This is a genomic window from Dictyoglomus sp. SSW, assembly GCF_055181335.1.
The window spans coordinates 304,502-326,716 of sequence record NZ_CM143705.1 but is presented as its reverse complement, the minus strand read 5'-3'; the positions used below and the strand labels follow the sequence as shown (position 1 = coordinate 326,716).

Annotated in this window: 18 protein-coding genes and 1 pseudogene; 3 read left to right on the top strand and 16 right to left on the bottom strand. The window is 30.6% G+C overall.

The window, feature by feature from the left end; all coding sequences use genetic code 11:
* Nucleotides 1-51 precede the first annotated feature (51 nt).
* The gene (locus ACY3JM_RS01495) at nucleotides 52-603 is read left to right on the top strand and encodes a PAS domain S-box protein (RefSeq protein WP_463111530.1); all 552 of its coding nucleotides are present in this window, start codon (nucleotides 52-54) and stop codon (nucleotides 601-603) included.
* Between the two features lie 22 nt (nucleotides 604-625).
* Nucleotides 626-1,360: an HD-GYP domain-containing protein gene (locus tag ACY3JM_RS01490; RefSeq protein ID WP_463111529.1), complete on the top strand. Its 735-nt coding sequence runs from the start codon at nucleotides 626-628 to the stop codon at nucleotides 1,358-1,360.
* Here the strand turns inward: ACY3JM_RS01490 and ACY3JM_RS01485 are convergent.
* Entirely contained in the window at nucleotides 1,347-2,258 is a 912-nt protein-coding gene (locus ACY3JM_RS01485; protein ID WP_463111528.1) for a response regulator, read from the bottom strand. The two genes, ACY3JM_RS01490 and ACY3JM_RS01485, sit on opposite strands and share 14 nt — an antisense overlap.
* A gap of 180 nt (nucleotides 2,259-2,438) precedes the next feature.
* On the opposite strand from ACY3JM_RS01485, the gene ACY3JM_RS01480 reads away from it, so the two are divergent.
* Nucleotides 2,439-3,590 (top strand): glycoside hydrolase family 18 protein, encoded by a 1,152-nt coding sequence (locus ACY3JM_RS01480; RefSeq protein WP_463111527.1) that lies wholly within the window; start codon nucleotides 2,439-2,441, stop codon nucleotides 3,588-3,590.
* 1 nt (nucleotide 3,591) lies between these two features.
* Here the strand turns inward: ACY3JM_RS01480 and ACY3JM_RS01475 are convergent, their stop codons facing one another.
* From ACY3JM_RS01475 to ACY3JM_RS01405, 15 genes and pseudogenes are all read right to left on the bottom strand, one after another.
* Entirely contained in the window at nucleotides 3,592-4,599 is a 1,008-nt protein-coding gene (locus ACY3JM_RS01475; protein WP_463111526.1) for a spore photoproduct lyase family protein, read from the bottom strand.
* Nucleotides 4,568-5,398 (bottom strand): 5'-methylthioadenosine/S-adenosylhomocysteine nucleosidase family protein, encoded by an 831-nt coding sequence (locus ACY3JM_RS01470; protein ID WP_463111525.1) that lies wholly within the window; start codon nucleotides 5,396-5,398, stop codon nucleotides 4,568-4,570. The genes ACY3JM_RS01475 and ACY3JM_RS01470 overlap by 32 nt, the downstream gene beginning before the upstream one ends.
* Nucleotides 5,399-5,452: 54 nt before the next feature.
* Entirely contained in the window at nucleotides 5,453-7,504 is a 2,052-nt protein-coding gene (locus ACY3JM_RS01465) for a beta-galactosidase (protein WP_463111524.1), read from the bottom strand.
* A gap of 935 nt (nucleotides 7,505-8,439) precedes the next feature.
* On the bottom strand, nucleotides 8,440-8,838 hold the full coding sequence (locus ACY3JM_RS01460) for a DUF1284 domain-containing protein (protein ID WP_463083021.1): 399 nt from the start codon (nucleotides 8,836-8,838) through the stop codon (nucleotides 8,440-8,442).
* Nucleotides 8,839-8,863: 25 nt separating this feature from the next.
* A complete protein-coding gene (locus ACY3JM_RS01455; protein ID WP_463111814.1) occupies nucleotides 8,864-9,541 on the bottom strand; it encodes an aminotransferase class IV in 678 nt (225 codons plus the stop codon).
* Nucleotides 9,542-9,604: 63 nt separating this feature from the next.
* Nucleotides 9,605-10,228 (bottom strand): annotated as a pseudogene (locus ACY3JM_RS01450) (chorismate-binding protein); the annotation flags it as partial.
* Nucleotides 10,229-10,240: 12 nt separating this feature from the next.
* On the bottom strand, nucleotides 10,241-10,804 hold the full coding sequence (locus ACY3JM_RS01445) for a hypothetical protein (protein ID WP_463111523.1): 564 nt from the start codon (nucleotides 10,802-10,804) through the stop codon (nucleotides 10,241-10,243).
* Between the two features lie 55 nt (nucleotides 10,805-10,859).
* On the bottom strand, nucleotides 10,860-12,161 hold the full coding sequence (locus ACY3JM_RS01440; RefSeq protein WP_463111522.1) for a UDP-glucose dehydrogenase family protein: 1,302 nt from the start codon (nucleotides 12,159-12,161) through the stop codon (nucleotides 10,860-10,862).
* 10 nt (nucleotides 12,162-12,171) lie between these two features.
* Entirely contained in the window at nucleotides 12,172-14,457 is a 2,286-nt protein-coding gene (locus ACY3JM_RS01435) for a flippase-like domain-containing protein (RefSeq protein WP_463111521.1), read from the bottom strand.
* On the bottom strand, nucleotides 14,423-16,033 hold the full coding sequence (locus ACY3JM_RS01430; RefSeq protein WP_463111520.1) for a prenyltransferase/squalene oxidase repeat-containing protein: 1,611 nt from the start codon (nucleotides 16,031-16,033) through the stop codon (nucleotides 14,423-14,425). The genes ACY3JM_RS01435 and ACY3JM_RS01430 overlap by 35 nt, the downstream gene beginning before the upstream one ends.
* Nucleotides 16,026-16,967 (bottom strand): glycosyltransferase family 2 protein, encoded by a 942-nt coding sequence (locus ACY3JM_RS01425; RefSeq protein ID WP_463083016.1) that lies wholly within the window; start codon nucleotides 16,965-16,967, stop codon nucleotides 16,026-16,028. The genes ACY3JM_RS01430 and ACY3JM_RS01425 overlap by 8 nt, the downstream gene beginning before the upstream one ends.
* A gap of 63 nt (nucleotides 16,968-17,030) precedes the next feature.
* Nucleotides 17,031-17,894 carry a sn-glycerol-3-phosphate ABC transporter permease UgpE gene (ugpE, locus tag ACY3JM_RS01420; RefSeq protein ID WP_463111519.1) on the bottom strand — a complete coding sequence of 288 codons (864 nt, stop codon included), beginning with the start codon at nucleotides 17,892-17,894 and terminating at the stop codon, nucleotides 17,031-17,033.
* Between the two features lie 28 nt (nucleotides 17,895-17,922).
* Nucleotides 17,923-18,810 (bottom strand): sn-glycerol-3-phosphate ABC transporter permease UgpA, encoded by an 888-nt coding sequence (gene ugpA / locus ACY3JM_RS01415; protein WP_463092026.1) that lies wholly within the window; start codon nucleotides 18,808-18,810, stop codon nucleotides 17,923-17,925.
* Nucleotides 18,811-18,871: 61 nt separating this feature from the next.
* Nucleotides 18,872-20,203, bottom strand: coding sequence for a sn-glycerol-3-phosphate ABC transporter substrate-binding protein UgpB (gene ugpB, locus ACY3JM_RS01410; RefSeq protein ID WP_463111518.1), 1,332 nt, complete (start codon nucleotides 20,201-20,203; stop codon nucleotides 18,872-18,874).
* 173 nt (nucleotides 20,204-20,376) lie between these two features.
* Nucleotides 20,377-22,098 (bottom strand): hypothetical protein, encoded by a 1,722-nt coding sequence (locus tag ACY3JM_RS01405; protein WP_463111517.1) that lies wholly within the window; start codon nucleotides 22,096-22,098, stop codon nucleotides 20,377-20,379.
* Nucleotides 22,099-22,215 lie beyond the last annotated feature (117 nt).

Below are 22,215 nucleotides of genomic sequence, written 5' to 3'. Positions count from 1 at the left end.
ATACTATATAATATAAAAGGGTATATGTAGAAATAAGGAGATCGTTTTTTAATGAAAGATGATTTGGAATTTGAATTTTCTGTTTTAATAACAGATTTACATGGAAAAATTCTTAATTGTAATAAGAGTTTTGAAGAGTTGTCTGGTTACTCCAAGGAAGAATTGAAGGGGGTAGATATTGAAGAAGTATTAAAGAAAGATAATCTTTTAACTAAGAATGGAAATAAGGTAACTATACATTACCATGTGTTTCCCATTGTAAAAGAGGATCTTTCTGTTTATGTACTCTATGATGTTAAAAAGTTAAAAGAGATTTATGAAGAAAACCTGATGATCTTTCAGGAGGCACCTGTTCCTATTATTGAGCTTGATATTGAGAATCTTATGGTTTATTTCGACACTTTAAGGAGAATTGTAGGAGAGAATCTTGAGGCCTATTTTAATACATATCCCGAGGCCATATTTGAATTCATACATAAGATAAAACTCGTTAGGATGAATAATGTTTTTGAAAAGGAGTATGTGGGTTTTTCCTTTGAAAATTTTAAAGAAAATTTCTTTAATTATTTTACTGCTCAAAATCTTGATAAGGGAGATTATTAAGTTTTACAAAGGAGATAAAAAGTTGGATTTTGAACTTGAAGCCTATGATCCAAGTTATGGGATTAGAGATTTGAGATGCATTATATCTATCTTTGAGGAAAAGAAGGCTGTGGCATATATTGTAGATGTTACGGAACAAAAGCATCTTCAAAAAGAGTTAAAAAATTCAGTTTCTAAATTGGAACGTTATTCCCAACAGATAATAAAAACCCTATCTTCAATTATAGAGCACAAAGATCCTTATACAGCCAACCATCAAAGAAGGGTTGCAGAGCTTTCTAAAAGAATAGCTCAAGAGATGGGGTTTTCAAAGGAAAAGATAAATGCAATTTACATAGGGGCTCTACTTCATGATATTGGTAAGATTGCAATTCCTACGGAGATATTAAATAAACCAGGAAAACTTACTCCTATTGAGTTTGAGATTGTGAAGACGCATCCTTTTAAAGGATATGATATCCTAAAAAATATAGATTTTCCTCCAGAGGTTTTAGATATTGTGTATCACCATCATGAAAGGCTTGATGGTACAGGTTATCCTGATGGATTAAAGAATGGAGATATAAGTCTGGAAGTGGGCATAATATCAGTGTCGGATGTGGTAGAGGCTATGTCATCTCATAGGCCTTATCGTCCTCCTCTTGGTATTGATACAGCCCTTTCTGAAATAGAAAAGTGGAAAGGTATAAAGTATTATGAAGAAGTGGTAGATATTTGTATAAGGCTATTTAGGGAAAAGGGTTTTAACCTTTCTTAATAACAAGTTGTAAAGAAGGTATCTCTTTATAAGTTATATAGATGGCGATAATTTCTAATTCCTCTTCCTTAGATATTAATTTTCCTTTTAGATTGAAGCTTTTATTTTCATGATTTTGAAGAAGAAGTACCTTAAATTTGGCAAAATAAAGGGGAGTAAAGGATAAAAGATCAGTAATTTTTTTCCCTATAATTTCTTCTTTTTTTATATTGAAAAAGGATAATGCATATGAATTAGTAGAGATAATCTCTTCATTATCTTTTCTAATTACTATAATGGGAGCAGGAATTCCTTCAATAAGAACATCATATTCACTTTCTTGTTCTTTTATCTTAGTGATCTCTTTGCTTAATTTATCTATGGTGTTTTTAAGTTCTTTTATTTCTAAACTTTCTTCAAATTTTTTCTCATACACTGATAAAAGTAAATTTAATATTTGGATTTGGGATGTATTTAATCGATATCTTTTACCGAAAAGAGTAAACTCTATAGATGGTTCAATAATTCCAGTTTTTCTTAGCTCTTTCAAAGACAATAGATATTGGAGGGTAGAGATTAGGTAATTAGCATTATAGGGCTTCATTATGAAACCATCTGCTCCCACTTTTATCCCTTCCACAATATCTTTGGGATCAGATAGGGAGGTAAGGAGAATAAAAGTTATATCTTTTGTCTTTTCGTTTTGCTTAACAATTTGGCAGAGTTGGAAGCCATTAAGCTCTGGCATTATTACATCGGAGATTATGGCTTTGGGAGAGTGATCTTTAAGGATTTCTAAAGCCTCTTTTCCATTTAAAGCAACAAAAGAAGAGTATCCATATTTGCTGAGAATTCTTCTTAGATGCTCTGCTTGGGCTGGCGAATCTTCTACTATTAATACTTCCTTCTCTTCTTCCATATATTATCAATACGAGTATATTGTTTTGTTTTTTATTTTAATTGAAAACTTGAAAATTTCAATAGGAGATCCTCCTTTTTTATATATTATTCAATGCTAGTTAATATTTAGTTAATATAGTTGACTATATCTACCTAAAAATTATATAATATTAATCAAAAAAATTAGGGGGGATTTTAAATGAGAAGATTAATTTGTTTGCTATCCACGATATTTCTTATTTTGTTCCTTTTTAATTCTTCTTTTCCAAAAGATGGCTATTTTTTAGTAGGAACCTATATTAGGACATGGCCCTTGGGAGATACAGAGGAGGAAATAAGTAAGGGAATATATTGGAAGGGAGATGATTTAAACCTTAAGGGAGTTGATGAGTTAATTATTGCCTTTGGATTGATAAGAAATGGCTCTGAAATATTTATACCTGATGTGGAAATGGGTTTTGATTTAAAATCAGAGGTAAAGAAATTAAGGGAAAGATATAAAGATTTAAAGATAATAATTTCGGTAGGTGGGTGGGGAGCAGAAGGATTTTCAGATATGGCTAATGATCCTAAATTAAGAGCTGAGTTTTGTGTTAATGCTAAGAAAATGATCTTGGATTATGGTTTTGATGGTATTGATATTGATTGGGAATATCCTGTGGGTCCTGACTGGGGTCTTCCTATAAGGACAAGGCCAGAAGATAGGGAAAATTATGTGATTTTACTTAAGGAATTAAGGGATATGCTTTTAAATCTTTCAGAAACTACTGGTAAAAATTATTCCTTATCTGTTGCAGTTCCTGCCTCTCCATGGTTTCTCCAAAAAAATGATGTAGTGGCAGTTTCTAAGATAGTAGATCATTTGAAGGTCATGAGTTATGACTACTATGGATCTTGGAGCTCTACTACAGGGCACCATGCAAATCTTTATAACAATCCAAAGGATCCTGCTTGGGGAGGATGGAGTACTGATCAGGCAATAAGACTTTATCTAAATGTGGTTCCTCCAGAGAAGATACTATTAGGAGTACCTTTTTATGGAAGAGGCTGGAAAGGAGTTAAGAATGAGAATAATGGATTATTCCAACCATATAAGGAGAGTATAGATGCTATTTCTTGGGATGGGATAAAAAAGCTTATAAGTAGTGGAAAATTTAAGAGATATTGGGATGATGTTGCTAAGGCTCCATATCTCTTTGATGGAGATACCTTTATTACATATATGGATAAGGAAGCATTAGAGTATGTTATTGACTATGTAAAAAGAAATAGGCTTGGTGGAATTTTTGCTTGGGAATATGCTCATGATATGAAAGGAGAGCTTTTAGAATATATATCTTCTAGGAGATAATTTAGATGATAAAGATTTTTTCCTTGGGTATGTATAAAGAAACATTATCGATTAAGAAGTTTATCATTTCTTTTTTAAGCCCGTAAGGATAAGTATAGGCGTTGTCACCCTCTTCGTAAGGGAAGAGGGTGACCTCATTTATAAAGATTTTTTTCATTCTTTTGAAATAATCTTTTGGGATTCTAAAGACCCCTATGGATAGATCATAGATCTTAGATGGATCAATTTCTTGAAATATTCTTTGCACAAATCTTTGATATATCTCTTTATAATCTTCCGCATAAATAAGGGGATCAAAATTTAGTCTTACTTTCCAATTGTAATTTATAGCTTTTTTTATGGCTTTTATTCTAAGATCTAAAGATGGGGTTTTTTCGAATCTTTTGATAAGTTCATCGGGCAGCAGAGTCCAGGATAGGATTATATTATCTTTTGGTTTTAGTATTTCCCATAGTTTATATTCTGCTGATTTGGTTCTTACTTCAATGATTAAATCCTTCTTATTCTCAGCGTAATTTAAAAACATGCTAAAGAAAGGAATGATATTTTCGAGGGCTAAAAGGTCTGTATTATAGGATATGGAAAGATAAATAGGATGATCTTTTAAAATTTTGTCTATTTCTTTAAAGTAATCCTCTATGTTTACAAATACCACTATATGGGCTGAAGGATACATCCCTTTTAAAAAACAATAATCACAGCTAAAGATACAGTTAAGGATTAATGTAGTATAGTAAAAATAATATTGTCCGAAATTGGGACATAAAGGGGGGCCTGGATATATAAATTCCTTTCTTTTCTTTGCCAATATTAGTTTTCTGCTTAGCTCTTGAATTTTGTAATTTTGGTTTGATCTTGAAAATACCTCTTTATAGTTATCAATCTCTATAATTATTGATTTAGGAAATCTATTTAGGATTTTTTCTGTAATAGAATGAAATAGAACCTCTTTTTCTACATATATATGGGAAAAGGGTCTAAGGGTAGAGAAGTTTTTTAATTCTTTCAAAGTATTCTTTCCTCTCCTTTTTTGAAGCAACTTTTATATTAAGGAAATCAAAGATTTCTTTGGGAATACTACCTTTTCTTATTATATAGCCCTTTAAATATTTCTCCAATTCATGGGTCATTGAGAAGGTAAGATTTAGGCTGTCTTTTAGCTTTTCTACAATATTCTTTATATTCTCCTCTTCAAATGGTAATTTCTCACATTCGTTTAATTCCGATAAAGAGTAAATAAACCTTTCTATCTTAGGGATATGATTATAAATAAGATTAGAAATTTCTCCCTTTTCAATTTTTTCGTAATCTAAGAAGTCGTAGACAATCTTTATACAATGGGTATTATGGGGAGGCAAAAAAAAGGATGCTGACTCAAAAAATCCGGCACCTTCCATATCTACAATGTCCCCTTCTATTTTCTCTTCCATATCTTTTTTTACAGGTGTCATAAAGCTTTCAAGAATGCCTTCCTTCATGTCGTGATTTACAATAATATCTGGATAAAAGGCTCTTTTTGAGTAATGATTTATGATTTTATGGCATAAAATAATATCACCTTTTTGAAATTTTCTATTTTGGGCTCCACATATTCCTAAATTTATGGCTATGTCCTTTTCTTGGGCAGAAAATTTTGTCAATAAATAGGTAGTGCCTATAGAAGATTTTATCATTCCTTCCCTCGTTAAAATAAGAAAGACCTGATTATTGGAAAATGTTTCAAATTTTGATGATGGAATTTTTTTTAGTTTAAAATGTTCTATTAATGGTTTTGCTTCAGGATGAAAGGCTATAACAAAAAATATCATAATTTGGCCTTTCATGGAGGGAGAAGATTATTTCTTCCCCCTCCCTATATATTTTTATTCCTCAAGGATTAGTACTTCTCTTGGAGGTATCTCTATCTCTCCTTCGTATATTTTTCCAGATATAAGGTCCTTTTTTCTATTTCCAATATTTATTCTTTTTGCTTCTTCTGTATGATTTAATACAAAGGTAAATACTTTGTTATTTTTTACCCTTTGAGTAATTTCAACTCCATAAGGTACATCTTTGAATAGTGGTTCTATATGGTGGGCTTTAGATATATATTTTATTAGGTCCTTTAAAAATTCATGGGAGGCAAAGGATCCCACATAGTAAGCATATCCATCTCCATACTTATTTACAGTAATCACTGGTTGGCCTTTATAATAGTCCTTTGTATATACACCTATAGCCTTTGCTGTGTCCTTTTCAAAATGGATTACATCAAATACTAAGTTGCATTCATAGGCTTCTTTTGAAAATTCCTTTTTAAATTCATCTGTTATTTGAATCTCATTTTTCATTTCAGGTGGTAAGGCATCAAATTCTTCTACCCATATTCCAAGAAGATCTCTTAATGGGGCGGGATATCCTCCCAGATATACCAGATCATTTTCATCTACTAATCCACTTAATGTGGTTGTTATGAAAATTCCACCTTTCTTAACATATTCTTTTATTTTCTCTGCCGTCTCTTTCCTAATCATGTAAAGGAGAGGTGCTACTACTACCTTATACTTTTCCAGATTGTCTTCTATTCCTATTACATCTACACCCATAAGATTTTCAAAGAGAGCTCTGAAGTAACTTTCTACACCTCCTACATAGTTTATTGCTGTACTTGGACCTTGAGAGTTTTCAAGAGCCCACCAATTTTCCCAATCAAAAATAACTGCTGTCTGAGATTTTACTTTGCCACCTAAAAGGATATCTCCTAAATTCTTTAATTCTTCTCCCAACTGTTTAACTTCTTGGAAGACCCTTGTGTTTTCATGTCCTGCATGGGAGATAACAGCTCCATGGAATTTTTCAGGTCCTCCTCTTGATTGTCTTAATTGGAAAAACATAACTGTATCTGCACCTTGGGCGACTGCTTGGTAGCTTTGAAGTCTCATTACCTTTGGCCTTTTTATATAACAGTAAGGTTGCCAATTAGTTTGACTGGGAGTTTGTTCCATTAGCATAAAAGGTTCTCCTTGTTTTAGACCTCTCATTAGAGAGTGTCTAAAAGCAATACTAATATAATCATCGGTTAGGTAAGGATAACTGTCCCATGAAACTACATCCATATGCTTTGCCCATTCAAAATAGTTGAGGGGTTTAAAAGTACCCATAAGATTTGTGGTTATAGGTATATTAGGATTGTACTTTTTTATTATATTGTATTCATTTAGATAGCATTCCAAGATAATTTCAGACATAAATCTATAATAATCAAGTACCATGCCTTGAGCTACAGTTGAAAGCTTTCCTGTCCACCAGTGTTGAAACATTACGCTCCTTAATGTGGGAGCTGTTATCTCATTCCAATCATAAATTGTTTGACTCCAAAAAGTAGTATACCATCTCTTGTTTAACTCTTCTAATGTACCATATTTTCTTTTTAGCCAATCTCTAAATCTTTTTGCACAATTATCACAATAACAATAAGTCCCATATTCATTAGCTATATGCCATACTAAAACGGCAGGATGATTGGCATACCTTTCTGCTAATTTTTCTACCAATTTTCCTGAAAAATATCTATATATTTTGCTGTTGGGACAAAAATTTACTCTTCCTCCATGTACCCTCTTATCTCCATTTATATCTACAGGAAGAATCTCTGGATACTTTACAGACATCCAGTGAGGCTGAGAGGCAGTGGATGTGGCAAGACAGATGTAGATTCCGTTTTTCCAGAGATTATCGATGATCTCATCCAGCATTGAGAAATCATAGGTATCTTCTGAGGGTTGTAAAAGAGCCCAAGAAAAGACGTTCACTGTAGCAATATTGATGTGGGCTAATTTAAAAAGTCTTACATCTTCTTTCCATACTTCCTTGTCCCATTGTTCAGGATTATAATCTCCCCCATACCATATGTAGGGCAACTTAGGATTTATCATAAAAGACGACCTCCCACACTATTATTTTATTAACTCTTTTATTCAATAATAATCTAATCTTGGTGGTAAAGTAAAGATCTATTATTTTTAAAATAAAACTGAAAACTTAATTTTTTTTCTCGATATTGGTTGGTTATTGTGAGATAATAGTAATCGTTATCTTCGCTTGAGGTTATACCTGGAGGTAGTTCTTTTATTATGTAATTTTTAGGAATAGCAAGGGTTATGCCTTCTAAACCCTCATTATTTGATAAGGTTATTTTATTTTCTGAGAAGTTGATGTTGTATTTTGGGGGTTATTGATACTAAGGAATTAGGCCTAAAGTTGTACCCATGATTATCGGTAAAGTAAGCCGGGTTCCAATTTGGGTGTTCATATAAGATTCAGAGAAAGTTTTAATATCATATGGAAATCTTGAAGGAAAAAGAATAAAAAATATGGAAGAGATTGAAATTAAGAGGAATATAAATATGATCCAAAGTTGAATAGGTTTAGCTTTAATAAATTTTGAAATCATAATGCCAAAAATAGATAGAAATAATGTAAAAAGGGGAAAATTAAGGGAGGATATTTTTCCTTCCATATCTAAGACACTATATATTTTTAGAGATATTATTTTCACTTTTTACTATATTTATGTCCTGAATATGGGAAGGAATTTCTTGGTAGATTTACACATAAAAAGGGTTACTTGTGGATAGAAGGATAAGAGGAATATTTCAAAAGGTAAAACTATAAGTATCAAACCAAAGACAATGCTATTTATTGAGTAACTGAATTTTCTATAGGATCTATGATATTGAATAAAACTATCTCTTTTAATATATAGTTTATGTCTTGGGAACTTAACGTTTTAGATTATAATAATTTCTAAATTTTTGCAAGAAATATACTTGAAAATAGAAAAAAAATTAGGTTACACTCTATATTTAAATTATCTGAACAAGTTTTTTTGAGAACATAAAGGAAACCAAGAGCAATTTTTACAAAAATTTTCAAAATTTGATCTTGTTAGTGTTTTAAAAATCAATCTTTTTATGTCGAGAAAATTGTATTTTTCCCTTATGGTCAAGTTTAGATAATTTATAATTTCCTTATCTTTTGTTTCTATCTCCTTAGGATAGCTTTCTCTTAAACACTTATCATTTTTTAAATATGGGCATTTATCACAAATACTATCCCTTTCCGCAACTAATATAAATAAAGAGTTTTCCTCTAATTTTTCTTTTATTTTCTTCATATTTTCAATAAATTCCTCAGAATATCCTTTACCTTCAAAATGTAATAAACAGATTAGATGATGTCCTCTTATTTTTATATCTTTATCCTCCATATTTTTTTCCTTAGGTATATCTAAATTAGGTTTTGTAAATTTTTACCTCTTTTATTCCAAAAACAGCATTTGTAATAAATAATTTTTCTGCTTTAAAAACTTCTTCTACATTTATCTTTTTCTCTTTAATTTTTTCTTTATTCTGTTCTATCAAAAACCTTTTAAATATACCATTTAGTAATCCTGAGGATTTTGGAGGTGTATAGTAATGATTTCCTATTTTAATGAAGATATTTGCACGTGATGTTTCTGTAACTTCACCATTCTTGTTAACAAATAATACATCAAAAAATTTTTCTGAGTGTTTTTTATATTCTCTATTATAAAGCCTACGGTTAGTGGTTTTATGATACAAGAAAATATTGTTTTTATCTACCAGGTATTTGGAGAGGACAATCTTTTCCATATTTTTTAAACAAAAGTTTTTTATATCATATACAATTTTTTGTATTTCTATATCACCGTTTTTTGAAAGTAACAGTCTTATTCTGTATGCTTGTTCTGTTAGATTTTTTCTTAACCTGTATAACTTATCTAAAATTTGGTCTTCATCAAATTGGAAATCAAAATATAAAGCTGAATTCTTAAGTCTTTCTAAATGATATGTTAAGAGAAAATATCCTTGTTCAAAATTCTCTTTTGTGATATTTAGATTTAAGTCATAAAAATTTTTAATCTCATTATTAAAGTTAGCACAATACAAAATTGTTTCAATTAATCTAAACTTTGGAAGTTTTGTTACTAAAAACTTATACTTAAGCTTGCATTCAGCATATTCTTTTTGAGGGTCAGAATCTGCAACTATTCCACTTCCTATCCCTAACTCACCTTTTCCATTTTTGTCTATCAACAAAGTTCTTATTGCCACATTGAATACTGCATCGTAATTTGGTTTTATAAATCCCACAGAACCCGTATAAACATACCTTGGTTCTGTTTCCAGTTCTTTTATTATTTGCATACTTCTAATTTTAGGTGCACCAGTTACAGAACCAGAAGGAAATAAGGAATGAAACAGTGTGTATAGATCGATATTTGGTTTTATTCTTGCTTCTATTGTAGAAGTCATCTGAAATAAGGTTTTATATTTTTCTATTTCAAGAAGTTTTTTTGCTTTTACTTCACCCAATAAAGAAATCTTTCCCAAGTCATTTCTTAAAAGGTCAACTATCATTATGTTTTCTGCACGGTTTTTGATACTTTTTTGTAATTTATAGGCTTGAATTTTATCTTCATAGATATCTTTACCTCGAGAAATTGTTCCTTTCATGGGTTTAACAATAACAATATCCCTAGTTTTTCTAAAAAATAGTTCTGGTGAGAAGGATATTATAGAAAAATTATTTGTTTTAATAAAAGCACAATAGGAGACACTTTGGGTTTGTTTTAGTTTATTGTATAATCACAGAATTGAACCTGTAAGGTCAAACTTTAACTTTATTGTGTAGTTAATCTGATAAGTATCACCGGAAAAGATATAGTCCTTTATTTTCTTTATGTTTTCCACGTATTCTTTCTTGGAAATATTAAGACGTAGATTAGTTAATTTAAACCTTGGGTTTTTCTTATCAAGTTTTATAGGGGAAAAGTTATTTATTAAATCAACTCCTTCTTCAAAAACTCCGGTTTTATGATTATAGATTATTGGTCTTTCATAGACATAAAAAAAGGCTAATGGAAATTCAAGATTATATTCTACATTGTCCTTATAATCTAAAAAATATCCAAGTTCATAGGATAAAAATCCTGCAAGATAAAAGCCTTCTTGAAGTTTTTTCTCTAATTTTTCAAAAAATTCTCTTATATTTTGTGTTTCTTTAAGTATTAACTTTTCTTTTGGGAAGAAGAAAATATAGGAAAGAAAATTATCTTCATCAATTTTCAGTGTTTCATATATAGCAAACTCTTTTTGTGTTAGAATAACTTTTTTTACAACATCTTCGAAACTGTACATTATATACCCCATAGAGATCTTTATATTCTTTATGGATCTTCTCTCTCAACTTTAGAGTTTGAAATTTTTACTCTCTTCCTACGCCTTTATAGATAAATCCATGGTTTTTAGCTTCCTTAGGATCTAATATATTAACGCCATCAATAATGATAGGCTTTTTCATAAGTCTTTTTAACTTTAAGAAATCTACTTTTTTAAATTCATTCCATGCGGTAAGAATAAGCACTAAATCTGAATCTTTTGAGGCTTCATATATATCGTTACAATATTCCACATCTTTTATGATTTTTTTTGCCTCTTCCATACCGTAAGGATCATAAGCTTTTATATTTGCTCCGTCATTTTTTAATAAATTTATTATTTTTATAGCAAGAGAATTTCTCACATCGTTAGTGTTAGGTTTAAATGTAAGTCCCCATATGGAAATGGTATAATCATATAAAAGATCAGAAAGTTGCTCTTTTACTTTATATACAATATGTCTTACTTGATGTTCATTCTTTTCTAAGATAGCTCTTAAGAAATCAGGTTCATATCCACTTTTTTCTGCCATCTTAATGAGTCCCATAAGATCTTTACTAAGACAAGGGCCTCCAAATCCAATTCCTGGGCTTAAATGTTCTCCTCCTATTCTTTTATCGTATTTCATTCCTTCTATAACTTCAAAGACATCTACAGAGAATCTCTCACATATATTGGCTATCTCATTGATGAAAGATACTCTCATGGCAAGGAAGGCATTGGAGGCATATTTAATTAAGATTGCGGTTATGGGAGTAGTTATTACCATTGGAGCTTGAAAGGGAGAAAATAAATCTTTTAAAGAGTTTATTACATAATCCTTTTCTGCCCCGATAACTATTCTCGAAGGATTGAAAAAGTCATAAACCGCTTTTCCTTCTCTCAGAAATTCAGGTACTATTGCTAATTCATACTCATCTCCTTCTTTTTTACCTTCTTTACTAAAAATCTCTCTTATTTTGGATAATGTTCCTATTGGAATTGTGCTTTTTATAGCTATTATTTTTCTATTCTTTAGAAATTTACTTATGGATTTTGCCGAAGATATTACTTGAGATAGGTCTACCTCTCCATCTTCCTTTGAAGGAGTATTCACGCATATAAAGATAATTTCTGATTTTTCTATTGTTTCTTGAAAGTCTGTAGTAAAGAAAATTCTTTTTTCTTTTATATTTCTATTTAAAAGTTCTTCTATTCCTTCTTCGTGAATGGGAGATATGCCTTTCTTCAAAAGATTAATTTTCTCCTCATCTATATCTAAACATATTACTCTATTTCCTACTTCTGCAAGTCCTAATGCTGTGACAAGGCCAATATATCCAGTTCCTATAATTCCTACGTTTCTCATCTTTTTCCTCCTAACTTTCGTATGAATATATTACAACTTTATAAAAATCTGTCCTGTTTTTGTATTTAAATTTATTATCAAGCCATTCTTTTATTTTTAAAGTTCTTGGATTTATATCGGATAAGATTAGAATAATCTTTTTATAATTCTTAATTTTTTGTTCTATATTTTCAGGAGAGAAAAAATCTGGATTCACAGGAATATATGGGAGCCTTCCTCTATTGTAATATTCAAATGGTCTATAGTAAAAAGGCTCACTAATTAATACTATATGCTCTTCTTGAGAATTCTCATGGATATACCTTACCACCTCTCTCCATGGACGATTTAGGTAGCTCATGCGTTGATAATATGATATGTTTAAAAAGAGATATGTTCCAGTGATAAACAATATTATTATGGTAATTATGGGATAATATCTAAATTTCTTAATTCCTCTTGCCATAAGGATAAAAAGAGCAGGTATAAAAGGAGAAAGATATCTACTACTATAAAAACTTTTTCCAAAAGAGGAGATTATAATTAAAGTTATGAAAGGTATAAAAAAGTACGAGATATTTAATAAAAAACCTTTTTTGTTTTCATAAGGTGATAATAATCCCAAAATAATCAGCCCACAAAATATTATAAATAAGAAGTAGTGTAAGTTTAGTCTTTCAAGGAGACTTCTTGCAAACCCGAAAAAGGCTTGATAAAAGGAGACACTAATAGTGTAGAGGGAAAGTTTTTGAGCCCCTTGATATACTTCTGGAGTATTTCTTGTGAAGATTACGTAAAGCCATGGAGAAAAGAAGAGTAATGTTATAAACTGTATTATAATCCAATTTTTAAGATTCTTAAAATTTTTTCTTTGGCATATGAACATATAAATGTTTTCAGCTATTATTAGAAGACTTGAGAAAAAGTGAGTATAAAGCAAAAGAGAGTTTATTATTAGGAGTTTGATAAGATTTTTCTTGTTAAATTCTTTATTGCTTAAATCATATATATAGTTTAGAGATAGAAGGGCTAAGAAAGTAAATAATGGATACATTCTTGCCTCTTGGGAAAAATAGATTAAAAAGGGGGATAGAGCAAAAATAAGTGAAGAAATTAGGGCTGTAGTTTCATCATAGAGTTTCTTAACTAATTTATATAAAAGGGGAATACTTAAAACTCCAAAGATCATAGAAAGAGATCTTAAGGCTAATTCTGAATCACCAAATATGCATGTCCAAAAATAAACAAGTATAAAATATAAGGGGGGATGAATTCCTGTTTGTGATCTATTGAGAATAATGCCTAAAATTCCGGTTTGGGATATTTGGGCAGTTATAGCTTCATCAAGCCAAATACTCCTTTCTGTTATTTTATAAACTCTTAGAATGAATCCTATGATAGTAATTATAGGAATTAGACTGCTTTTTTTTATATCTTTGTTTAATTCTACCAATCCTATAATAGCAGGAAGTGCGGTATTTATTAAGAACAATAAAAAGGCACTGTTAAAGGAGGCTGCTTGAGAAAGACCTAATCTTCCTAAAATAAAGACTGCTGTTCCTTCCCTAATACCTAATCCCCCAATTGTAATAGGGATGAGATTTACAAGCATGACTATAGGGTAGCCAATAAAGGTGGATAAAAAAGAAAATTTTTCAAAGGAGTTTGCTAAAAAGTATACCTCTACTAATACGATAGTGTAGGATAATAGAGAAAGGAGAAAGTTTATAAGAAGGGTTTTCCTTTTTATTTTTAAAAATCCTTGTATAAAATCTGGAAATTTGTTGAAGGGAAATATGTTATTTATGTTTTTTATTGTTCTTTGATAAAAAATCACAAAGAGAGAGAAAAGAATAAAGATTCCTAAAAGAAAGGAAATAAATTTTCCAAAGAATATATAAAAACCTGCTAATGCAAGGATTAAAACTGCTAAAAGGTCAAAGGCTTTATCAAGTATGACTAAGCTTAAACCCTCTACCCTTTTTTCTTTGTCAATATTTCCAACTCTTGCTATCTCTCCTACTCTTCCTGGAGTTATAAGCCCTATACTCATACCTATAAAATAGCTTTCTACAGATTTTGAGAGACAATTTTCTTTGGATAAGTCTTTTAAGAGTAGATGCCATTTGATTATCTTAAAGAAGGTAAATAGAAAACCAAAAACTACAGCTAAAAATAAAGGTTTTATGTTTATGTAAACAAGGGATTTTACTATTTCCTTTGTAGGTATTTTCTTAAATATAAAGTAAAAAACAAGAACAGTAATTATTGACTTTAAAATGTTAATAAGTAAGTTTTTCTTTACCTTCTCCATCATACTCTCTTCTTATTTTAATAAATTTGTTATTCACTTCTAATATATGATAGCTAAAAGAATCTTTCAAATCTTGTATCTGGAAATATCTTGAGGAGGGTATGAATATGTATGGATTTTCTACTCCAATTCCTATCTTGTCTATTATGTAAGGGGAATTTATTTCTTCTTCAATGACAAATTTATCTTCCATTACCTTTATTTTTCTCTTAAGAAAAATAGGTCCTCCTTTTTTATAGGAAATAAGCATTCCTCTTAATATATTTTTGATCAAAAAACTTATTTTTTTATTCCTTCCAAAAGTTATCTGGAATAATCTTAACAGTATGTTTTTTAAAGGTGTCATTTTGTTAAAGGGAATCTTTAAAAGGTATCCTTCTGTAATGTAACAATCTTGAGAGTATATTTTGGAGCCTGGGTTTAAAAAGGGTGAATAAATTTTGCCTTTGGTATATACTATAGGTCCACTATCTTTTAGAGAAAAGTTTGTTTTTTTAAAATCTATCCTGAAGACACCTTGCTTTTTAAGATTTCCTACAATATAGAAATTTTCATTACTCTCTATAAATATACCGCTTTCTGGAAAATATTGGGAAAATTTTTCTTCATAAATAGGACTTTTTAATTCTCCATTATAGAAATTTTGGTGTGCTTGAAGATAAGTATAGCCTATATAAGCAAGATAACGATCATCTAAGTTAAAGGGGCCAATGCCTTTTTCTTCTTGTAGAGCTTTTCTCAAAGAATATAAGATTCTTCTTGCGGAATCATTCCATTTTGCTGAGTATTCTATTCCAGATGGGATTATATATTTTGTGTTTCTGGAGGCATATTCACCTCCAAAAGAAAGGTCAGGATGGGAGAAGTAAACTAAGAAATTAATGGCCTTTGTTATCATGTGTTGTACTTTTTCATTCATTGTCTTCTCATGATATTTTGAAAGATAGTCAATAGCTAAGGATAGATATCCTATATCTGGACCTTGATATTCTGGAAACCATCCTTCTTCCTTTTGTATCTCTTCTAATTTTTTTAATTTTATTAATGCTCCTTTTTTAAATCTTTCATCCGATGTTAATAGATAAATATTGTACAAGGATATAATACTACCTGCTACTTGATTGGAGGCTGAAAAGTCTTCATGGGATAATAGAAATTCACCTGCCTTTTTTAAATGCTTTATTACTTTATCAGTATCTAACTTCTCCTTTAAGATAATTAAAGTTTCTGATATAGCATAGGTAGAAAATGCTGTAGCTACAAAGCTATGTTCATTAGGATACCATTCCTCGAAAGATCCATCATTCTTTTGTATTTTGCACCAAAAGTCTATTCCACCTTTAATAAAAGATAGGATCTTGTTGTCTTGGAAGTAGATGTTTTCAGGGTCATTTAAATTATAAAGAAGAGCTAATGTTAATACTGCTTCTTGAAATCTTGCACAAGCAAAATCAGTAATATTGTAATGCCAGAAATTTCTATCAAAACAACCAAAAGTTGGACTTTGGAAATTCTTGTCCAAAAGACCTAAGAGTCTTGGGATTTCAGGAAGAAGCTTTTTTAGATATATACTACTCAAACCCTACTTCCTCTAAAATTAGATATTCTTTTTTTCTTCCATGGGTAAGATGACTTAGCATCTCGCCTATAAGTCCTATAGATAGAAATTGTATACCTACGATCATTAATAATACTCCAAGAGTTAGTAGGGGTCGTGTACCTATCTTTTCTCCTGTTATAAATTTGTATATTACTAAATATAGGTTTATTAAGAAGCCAAATAAGAAAAACAATATTCCAGTACCCCCAAAAAAGTGCATAGGTCTTTTAAGGAATCTTGTTAGGAATATGACGGTTATCAAATCTAAGAATCCTTTAATTATTCTTTCCCATCCATATTTTGATTTTCCATATTTTCTTTCATGGTGGGTTACAGGAATCTCTGTAACACTGAATCCTTTGCTATACGCTAATGCAGGAATATATCTATATAGTTCTCCATAAATTTCTAAATTTTCAATAACCTCTCTTCTGTAGGCTTTATATCCACAGTTAAAATCATGTATATTAACACCAGAAAAAAGACTTGCTAATTTATTAAAAATCTTTGATGGTAAGGTTTTTGTAATAGGATCTTTTCTTTCCTTTTTCCAACCTGAAACTAAATCGTAACCTTCTTTTATCTTTTCAATAAATCTGGGGATTTCTCTTGGATCATCTTGAAGATCTGCATCCATGGTAATAATGATATTACCTTTTGCTTTTTGGAATCCAGCTGATAATGCAGAAGCTTTTCCAAAATTTCTTCTGAATTTTATTATTTTTATTCTGTTATCCTCTTTATGGAGCTCTTTTAAAACTTGGTAAGAATTATCTGTACTTCCATCATCAATAAAGATAATTTCAAAAGATAGATTTAAGGGGGTGGTATTCTCAACTATACCCCTGTATAGCTCTTTTAATGTGCTTTCTTCATCCTTTACAGGTATTACAAAAGATACATCTATCTCCATGTATTTAATTATACTAAATATTAGGGTAATATTCTAACTAAATTTTGTTTTTAATTAACTCTCTTATTTTTCAGTTTCAGTTAGTCCTCTTATAAGTAACTTTTGCATAAATATCACAATAAGTGCTGGTATGAGTAGAGATATCATAGTACTTGCCATGACTATATTCCAGTCTACAGAAGTATCTGCTCCTCCTATCATTTTTACGATACCCATGACTATAGTTTGAAAATTAATATCTGTAGTTATAAGTAATGGCCATAAATATTGGTTCCATCCATATATAAAGAGTATAACAAATAAAGAAAATATGGTAGGAAGCATCAAAGGTATAACTAAGAAAACAAGGCAAGTTAAAGGACCAGCACCATCGATTTTAGCAGCTTCTAAAAGTTCCTTTGGAATATTCCTTAAGCCTTGGCGAAAAAGAAGTGTGCCAGTGGCAGATACCATAAGAGGAACAGTTAATCCTGTAAAGGTGTTAATTAGTTTTAGATCAGAGACAACTTTATAAGTAGGTATAATACGCACTTCTAAAGGTAACATAAGGGTAATGAAGATTAACCAGAATATGAAACTACGGAATGGAAAATAAAAATACTCTATTGCATAGGCGGAAAGTAATGATAGAGCAATTTTCCCTATTGCTATAATAGAAGCCATAATTAGTGAGTTTATTAACATTTTACGAACAGGTATGCTGATAATTCTTTCTCCTTTTCCTATATTCCATGCAGTATTGTAGTTTTCTAATAGATATTTTCCTGGAGTTAGAGGTAACTGGCCTCGAGATATAGTGGATGCATCGTGGGTTGAGGCAATAAAAGCTACATATACGGGAAAAGCTAAAAGTACAATACTTAATATAATTATAAAATAAGCAAACCAGTAACTTTTTATATGATTTAAATATGATTTCTTTTTCATAATGTATTTTTCCCCTTTTAATAAAGATTTAACCTTGATAAATAACCCTTTTGTCAAGATAACGAAATTGTAAGGCTGTTAAAATACTTACTAGTATTAGAAGAACAACGGATTGGGTGGCAGAACTGCTTAGGTTGAAATTAACTATTCCATCTACGTATACTTTGTAAGTTAATGTTTCAGTTGCTTTTCCGGGACCACCCTTAGTTAAAGCATCTATTATTCCAAAAGTATCAAAAAATGCGTATGTTAAATTCATTATTAATAAAAAGAAGGTAGTAGGAGATAAAAGAGGAAATATCAATTTCCAAAATATCTGTTTAGAGTTTGCCCCATCAATTTCAGCTGCTTCTATCATTGATTTTGGAATAGATTGAAGTCCAGAAAGAAAGAAGATAAAATTATAGCTTATCTGTTTCCATGTGGCTACTAATGTTATCAAAATAATGGCTTGTGTTCCATTTAAAATATAATTCCATTGAATTCCAAAATAAATTAAAATTTTTGTTATTAATCCGATAGAAGGTTGAAAAAGGAGTATCCATAATACTGCTGCTACAGATGAGGCTAAGGAATAAGGCCATATTAATAAGGTTCTAAATATTTTTTTAAAGTATATTGGTTTTTCTACCATTACTGCTAAAAGTAGGGAGATAGGAATAGAGATCAGTGTAACTATTAAGGAAAAGAGAATGGTAGTAGTAATAGATTGTATATAGTATTTATCTGAAAAAAGATTTACAAAGTTTGCTAAACCTACAAATTTGATTGAAAGTCCAAAAGGATCTGTTCTTACAAAGGCAAGATAGAGTGCTTGAAGAGAAGGCCATATAAAAAAGATTATAGTTATTAATAATTGGGGGGTTATTAGTATCAGGGGCAAGATCTTGTTTCGAAAAACAGGATGTGACTTCATTTAATTCCTCCTCATAAAATCAAAGTATAAAGGGGAGGATTTACCCTCCCCTTTACTTATTTCATTTTCCATATATTGCTTCAAATTCTCTAAGGATTTTATTTCCACGTATCAATATATTGTTTATTGCTTCCTTTACACTTTGCTGATTTTGAAAGGCTTTTTCCATTTCTTCATATATTACTATTCTAATAGCAGGTAAATTTCCTAATCTTAAACCTCTTGTATTCGCTGAGGGATTAGTTCTTGTAAGTTGAAGGATTGGTATCTCCATATAAGGATTTTTCTTATAAAATCCTTGAGATTTAGCATATTTATATCCTTCGAGAGTTACTGGTACATATCCAGTGTTTATGTGCCACCATGCATCATTTTCTGGTTTGGCAAGAAATTTAAAAAATTCAGCTACTCCTTTATATTGTTCTTTAGTTGTGTCTGGTCTTCGCATAACCCAGAGTGCAGCACCGCCAATTATAGAATTCCACGGTTTCTTTATAAAATCATCATAGTAAGGAAGATAAGTCATTCCCCAATCAAATTTCGCATCTCTTTTGATAGAGGCATATGTGGCTGAGGAGCCTATAAACATGGCTGCATCTCCTGAGATGAAAAGGCTGTCTGGTTGAGAATCTCTTCCTCCATATGTAAAGATACCTTCTCTTTGCCAATCTACTAAATTTTGCATATGTTTCACAAAAAGAGGATGATTAAGGGATAATTGTGCGTCTAAACCGAGAAAGCCATTGGCACGAGTTGCGAAAGGAATATTATGAATTGCTCCAAATTGTTCCAGTTGAGTCCAAGAAAACCATGAAGTGGTGAGAGCTATTTTAGATGCTCCTTTATTTTTTATTAGTAATGCAGTTTTCTTTACCTCTTCCCATGTTTTTGGGGGATTTTCAGGATTTAATCCAGCTTTACGGAACACATCTTTGTTATACCATAATACTGCTGTGGAGCTATTAAAGGGCATAGCAGCCATTTGTCCTGTAGAAAAGCTGTAATAGGATCTTACTGCAGGAAGATATATATGGCTATTTAAGCTAAGACCCACATCTTTAAATAGTTGATGTACTGGATAGATTGCATTTTTTGCTGCTATCATTGTTGCTGTACCGACTTCGAAAATTTGAACAATGTGGGGAGCCTTTCCAGCTCTAAAAGCAGCTATCGCTGCTGACATTGATTCTTGATATGATCCTTTGTAAATAGCATTTATGTAGTACTTATCTTGACTTGAATTAAATTTATTTACAAGGGTTATTAATTTGTCTCCAAGAGCTCCACTAAAAGAGTGCCAAAATTCTATTTCTATTTTTCCTTTGGGGGTTTGTGCGGTGGCAAAACTAAAGGTTATTAGGATTAATAAGAGACATACTAAGATTTTTTTCATTCCTTTCAATTTCCTCCTTTCTTAATTTTTTATGATTCCTAACCCTTTATATACTTTAGGGTATGAGGTTTAAATTAAAATTAAGGTTTAATTAAGGATTAAAAATGGATGATTAAAAAAGAATTAAAAGTTTTCGAGGGGGGAATAACTCCCCCCTTAGAAATTTTAAATTTTTATTTTGCTGGAGCAGGCTGAAACTTTAAGCTTGATGAGAGAATGAATCTAAGCTGATGATATCTTTCTCCCCAATAATTAGTATCACCTATAGCTATTTTTTCCTCGTCGATCTTACCATTTATAGTACCTGTAAAAGTGTTACTATTTATATCTACAAAGAGATCAATCTCTTTTCTTTGATCCTTGGAAAGATCTAAAGTGGCAGTTAAATTTTTTAATTCTCCTAAGGAATAAATTTGTTGGACAGTAATCTTTATAGGTATTTGAGGGTTTTGACTACTTAAAGGTATTTTTATGTTCCATATAGAGTCTCTGGAAGATAAAATCCCATTTTTATCTAAATCTATGAATTCTTTACTATATGTTTGGGCTCCTACATCTATTATTACACGGAAAGAATTAGATTTTATTTTTAAATCTTCATTTCTTGCACTATAGGGAGTTAATCCTCTAATCTCTTTTATGGATAACCATAATTCTTTGTCTTTATATGCTGGTTCTTTTGAATTATATTCAAAAAGTTTTGTAGAGTATTTAAATCCGTCCCATTCATAGATCTCTGCTTTAAACTTCTTTTTGCCTACAAGGTAATCTATTTGAACAAAGAAATATAAATTTCCAGATAAGGCATTTAGTTCATTTTCACCTTTTGCAGAGATTTGGAAATAGGAGTTATAAACTGGATTTTGTAATACTAAGTTTAAATTACCATTTATATTAAGTTTATCTTTTAGTAAGGTTAATTCTCCGCCTACACCTGCACTTGCTACTTTATAATTTAGTCCTATCTCTGCATAAGCACTGGTATCTACATAGGGAGAAATAAAACCATTACAATATAGAGGATCTAATACCGCTCCTAATTCTACACCTATTTTGCCTCTTAGTCCAAAGGATCCAGATACATTAAAAGGACCTACTGGACAGGTTATTGGAAAGCTCCAATCTACATTATATTCAGATTTATCCCTATATTTTACATTTGTCTTAAAGGATTCTTCAATCTTTTTTTCTCCCAGTATATAGACTCTTGTATAACCCTTTTGTGATGTATTGTTTTCTCCTGCACCAATATCAGTTTCCACCTTAATTAATTCTGCACTTTTACCTAAAAGTCCAACTGTGGCATATGCAAAGGCGTTTGAATTTACTTTCTTCTCTTCTCCTATAAGTTTTAGCCCAGTCCCTACTTTTACATTAAAGTCTTCATTCCCTAATGGGAGTTCCCAAATTCTTTCCCAATTTAAATTTTTAAATTCCTTTGGTGGTTCTTCTTTTGTTTCTGGAGTATATGGGATCATTTCTTTAAATATTTTTCTTTGGATTTCAAAATTTTGTTTTGGTATTACTATGCGTTGTATTAAAATTTCTTCTTCTGGATCTCTCAAAGAGTATCCATAGGAGTTTAATGTTTTTTCGATCTCATTGATCTCTTTTAAAAAATCCTCACTGGTAATTTTTTTTCCATTTGATAGAGTGATTATCTGACTTTTTTGAATCTTAAAGAAGGTATAATCAAAGGGTTTGAAAGTAATAGGTGGTTTCTTAATGATGATAATTTTGGAGCTTTTGGCATCAAGTACTACTGGAGTGGTTAGTTTTACTGATATTTTGGAAATATTTTGAGGAATTTGTGGAACATTAAAGTTTTGAGCACTTACAACACTAATTGAGAGAATGAGCCATAGTAGAGTGATAATAAGAAATACTTTTTTCATTTTTTCCTCCTTAATTGTTGCTTGTTAAAAGTTGAGGAAGAATCAATGTAATGTTTCGGACTGAGGTTTTGACCCCCCCTCATCTTTTAACTATTAATATTTTAAATCATTTTCAAA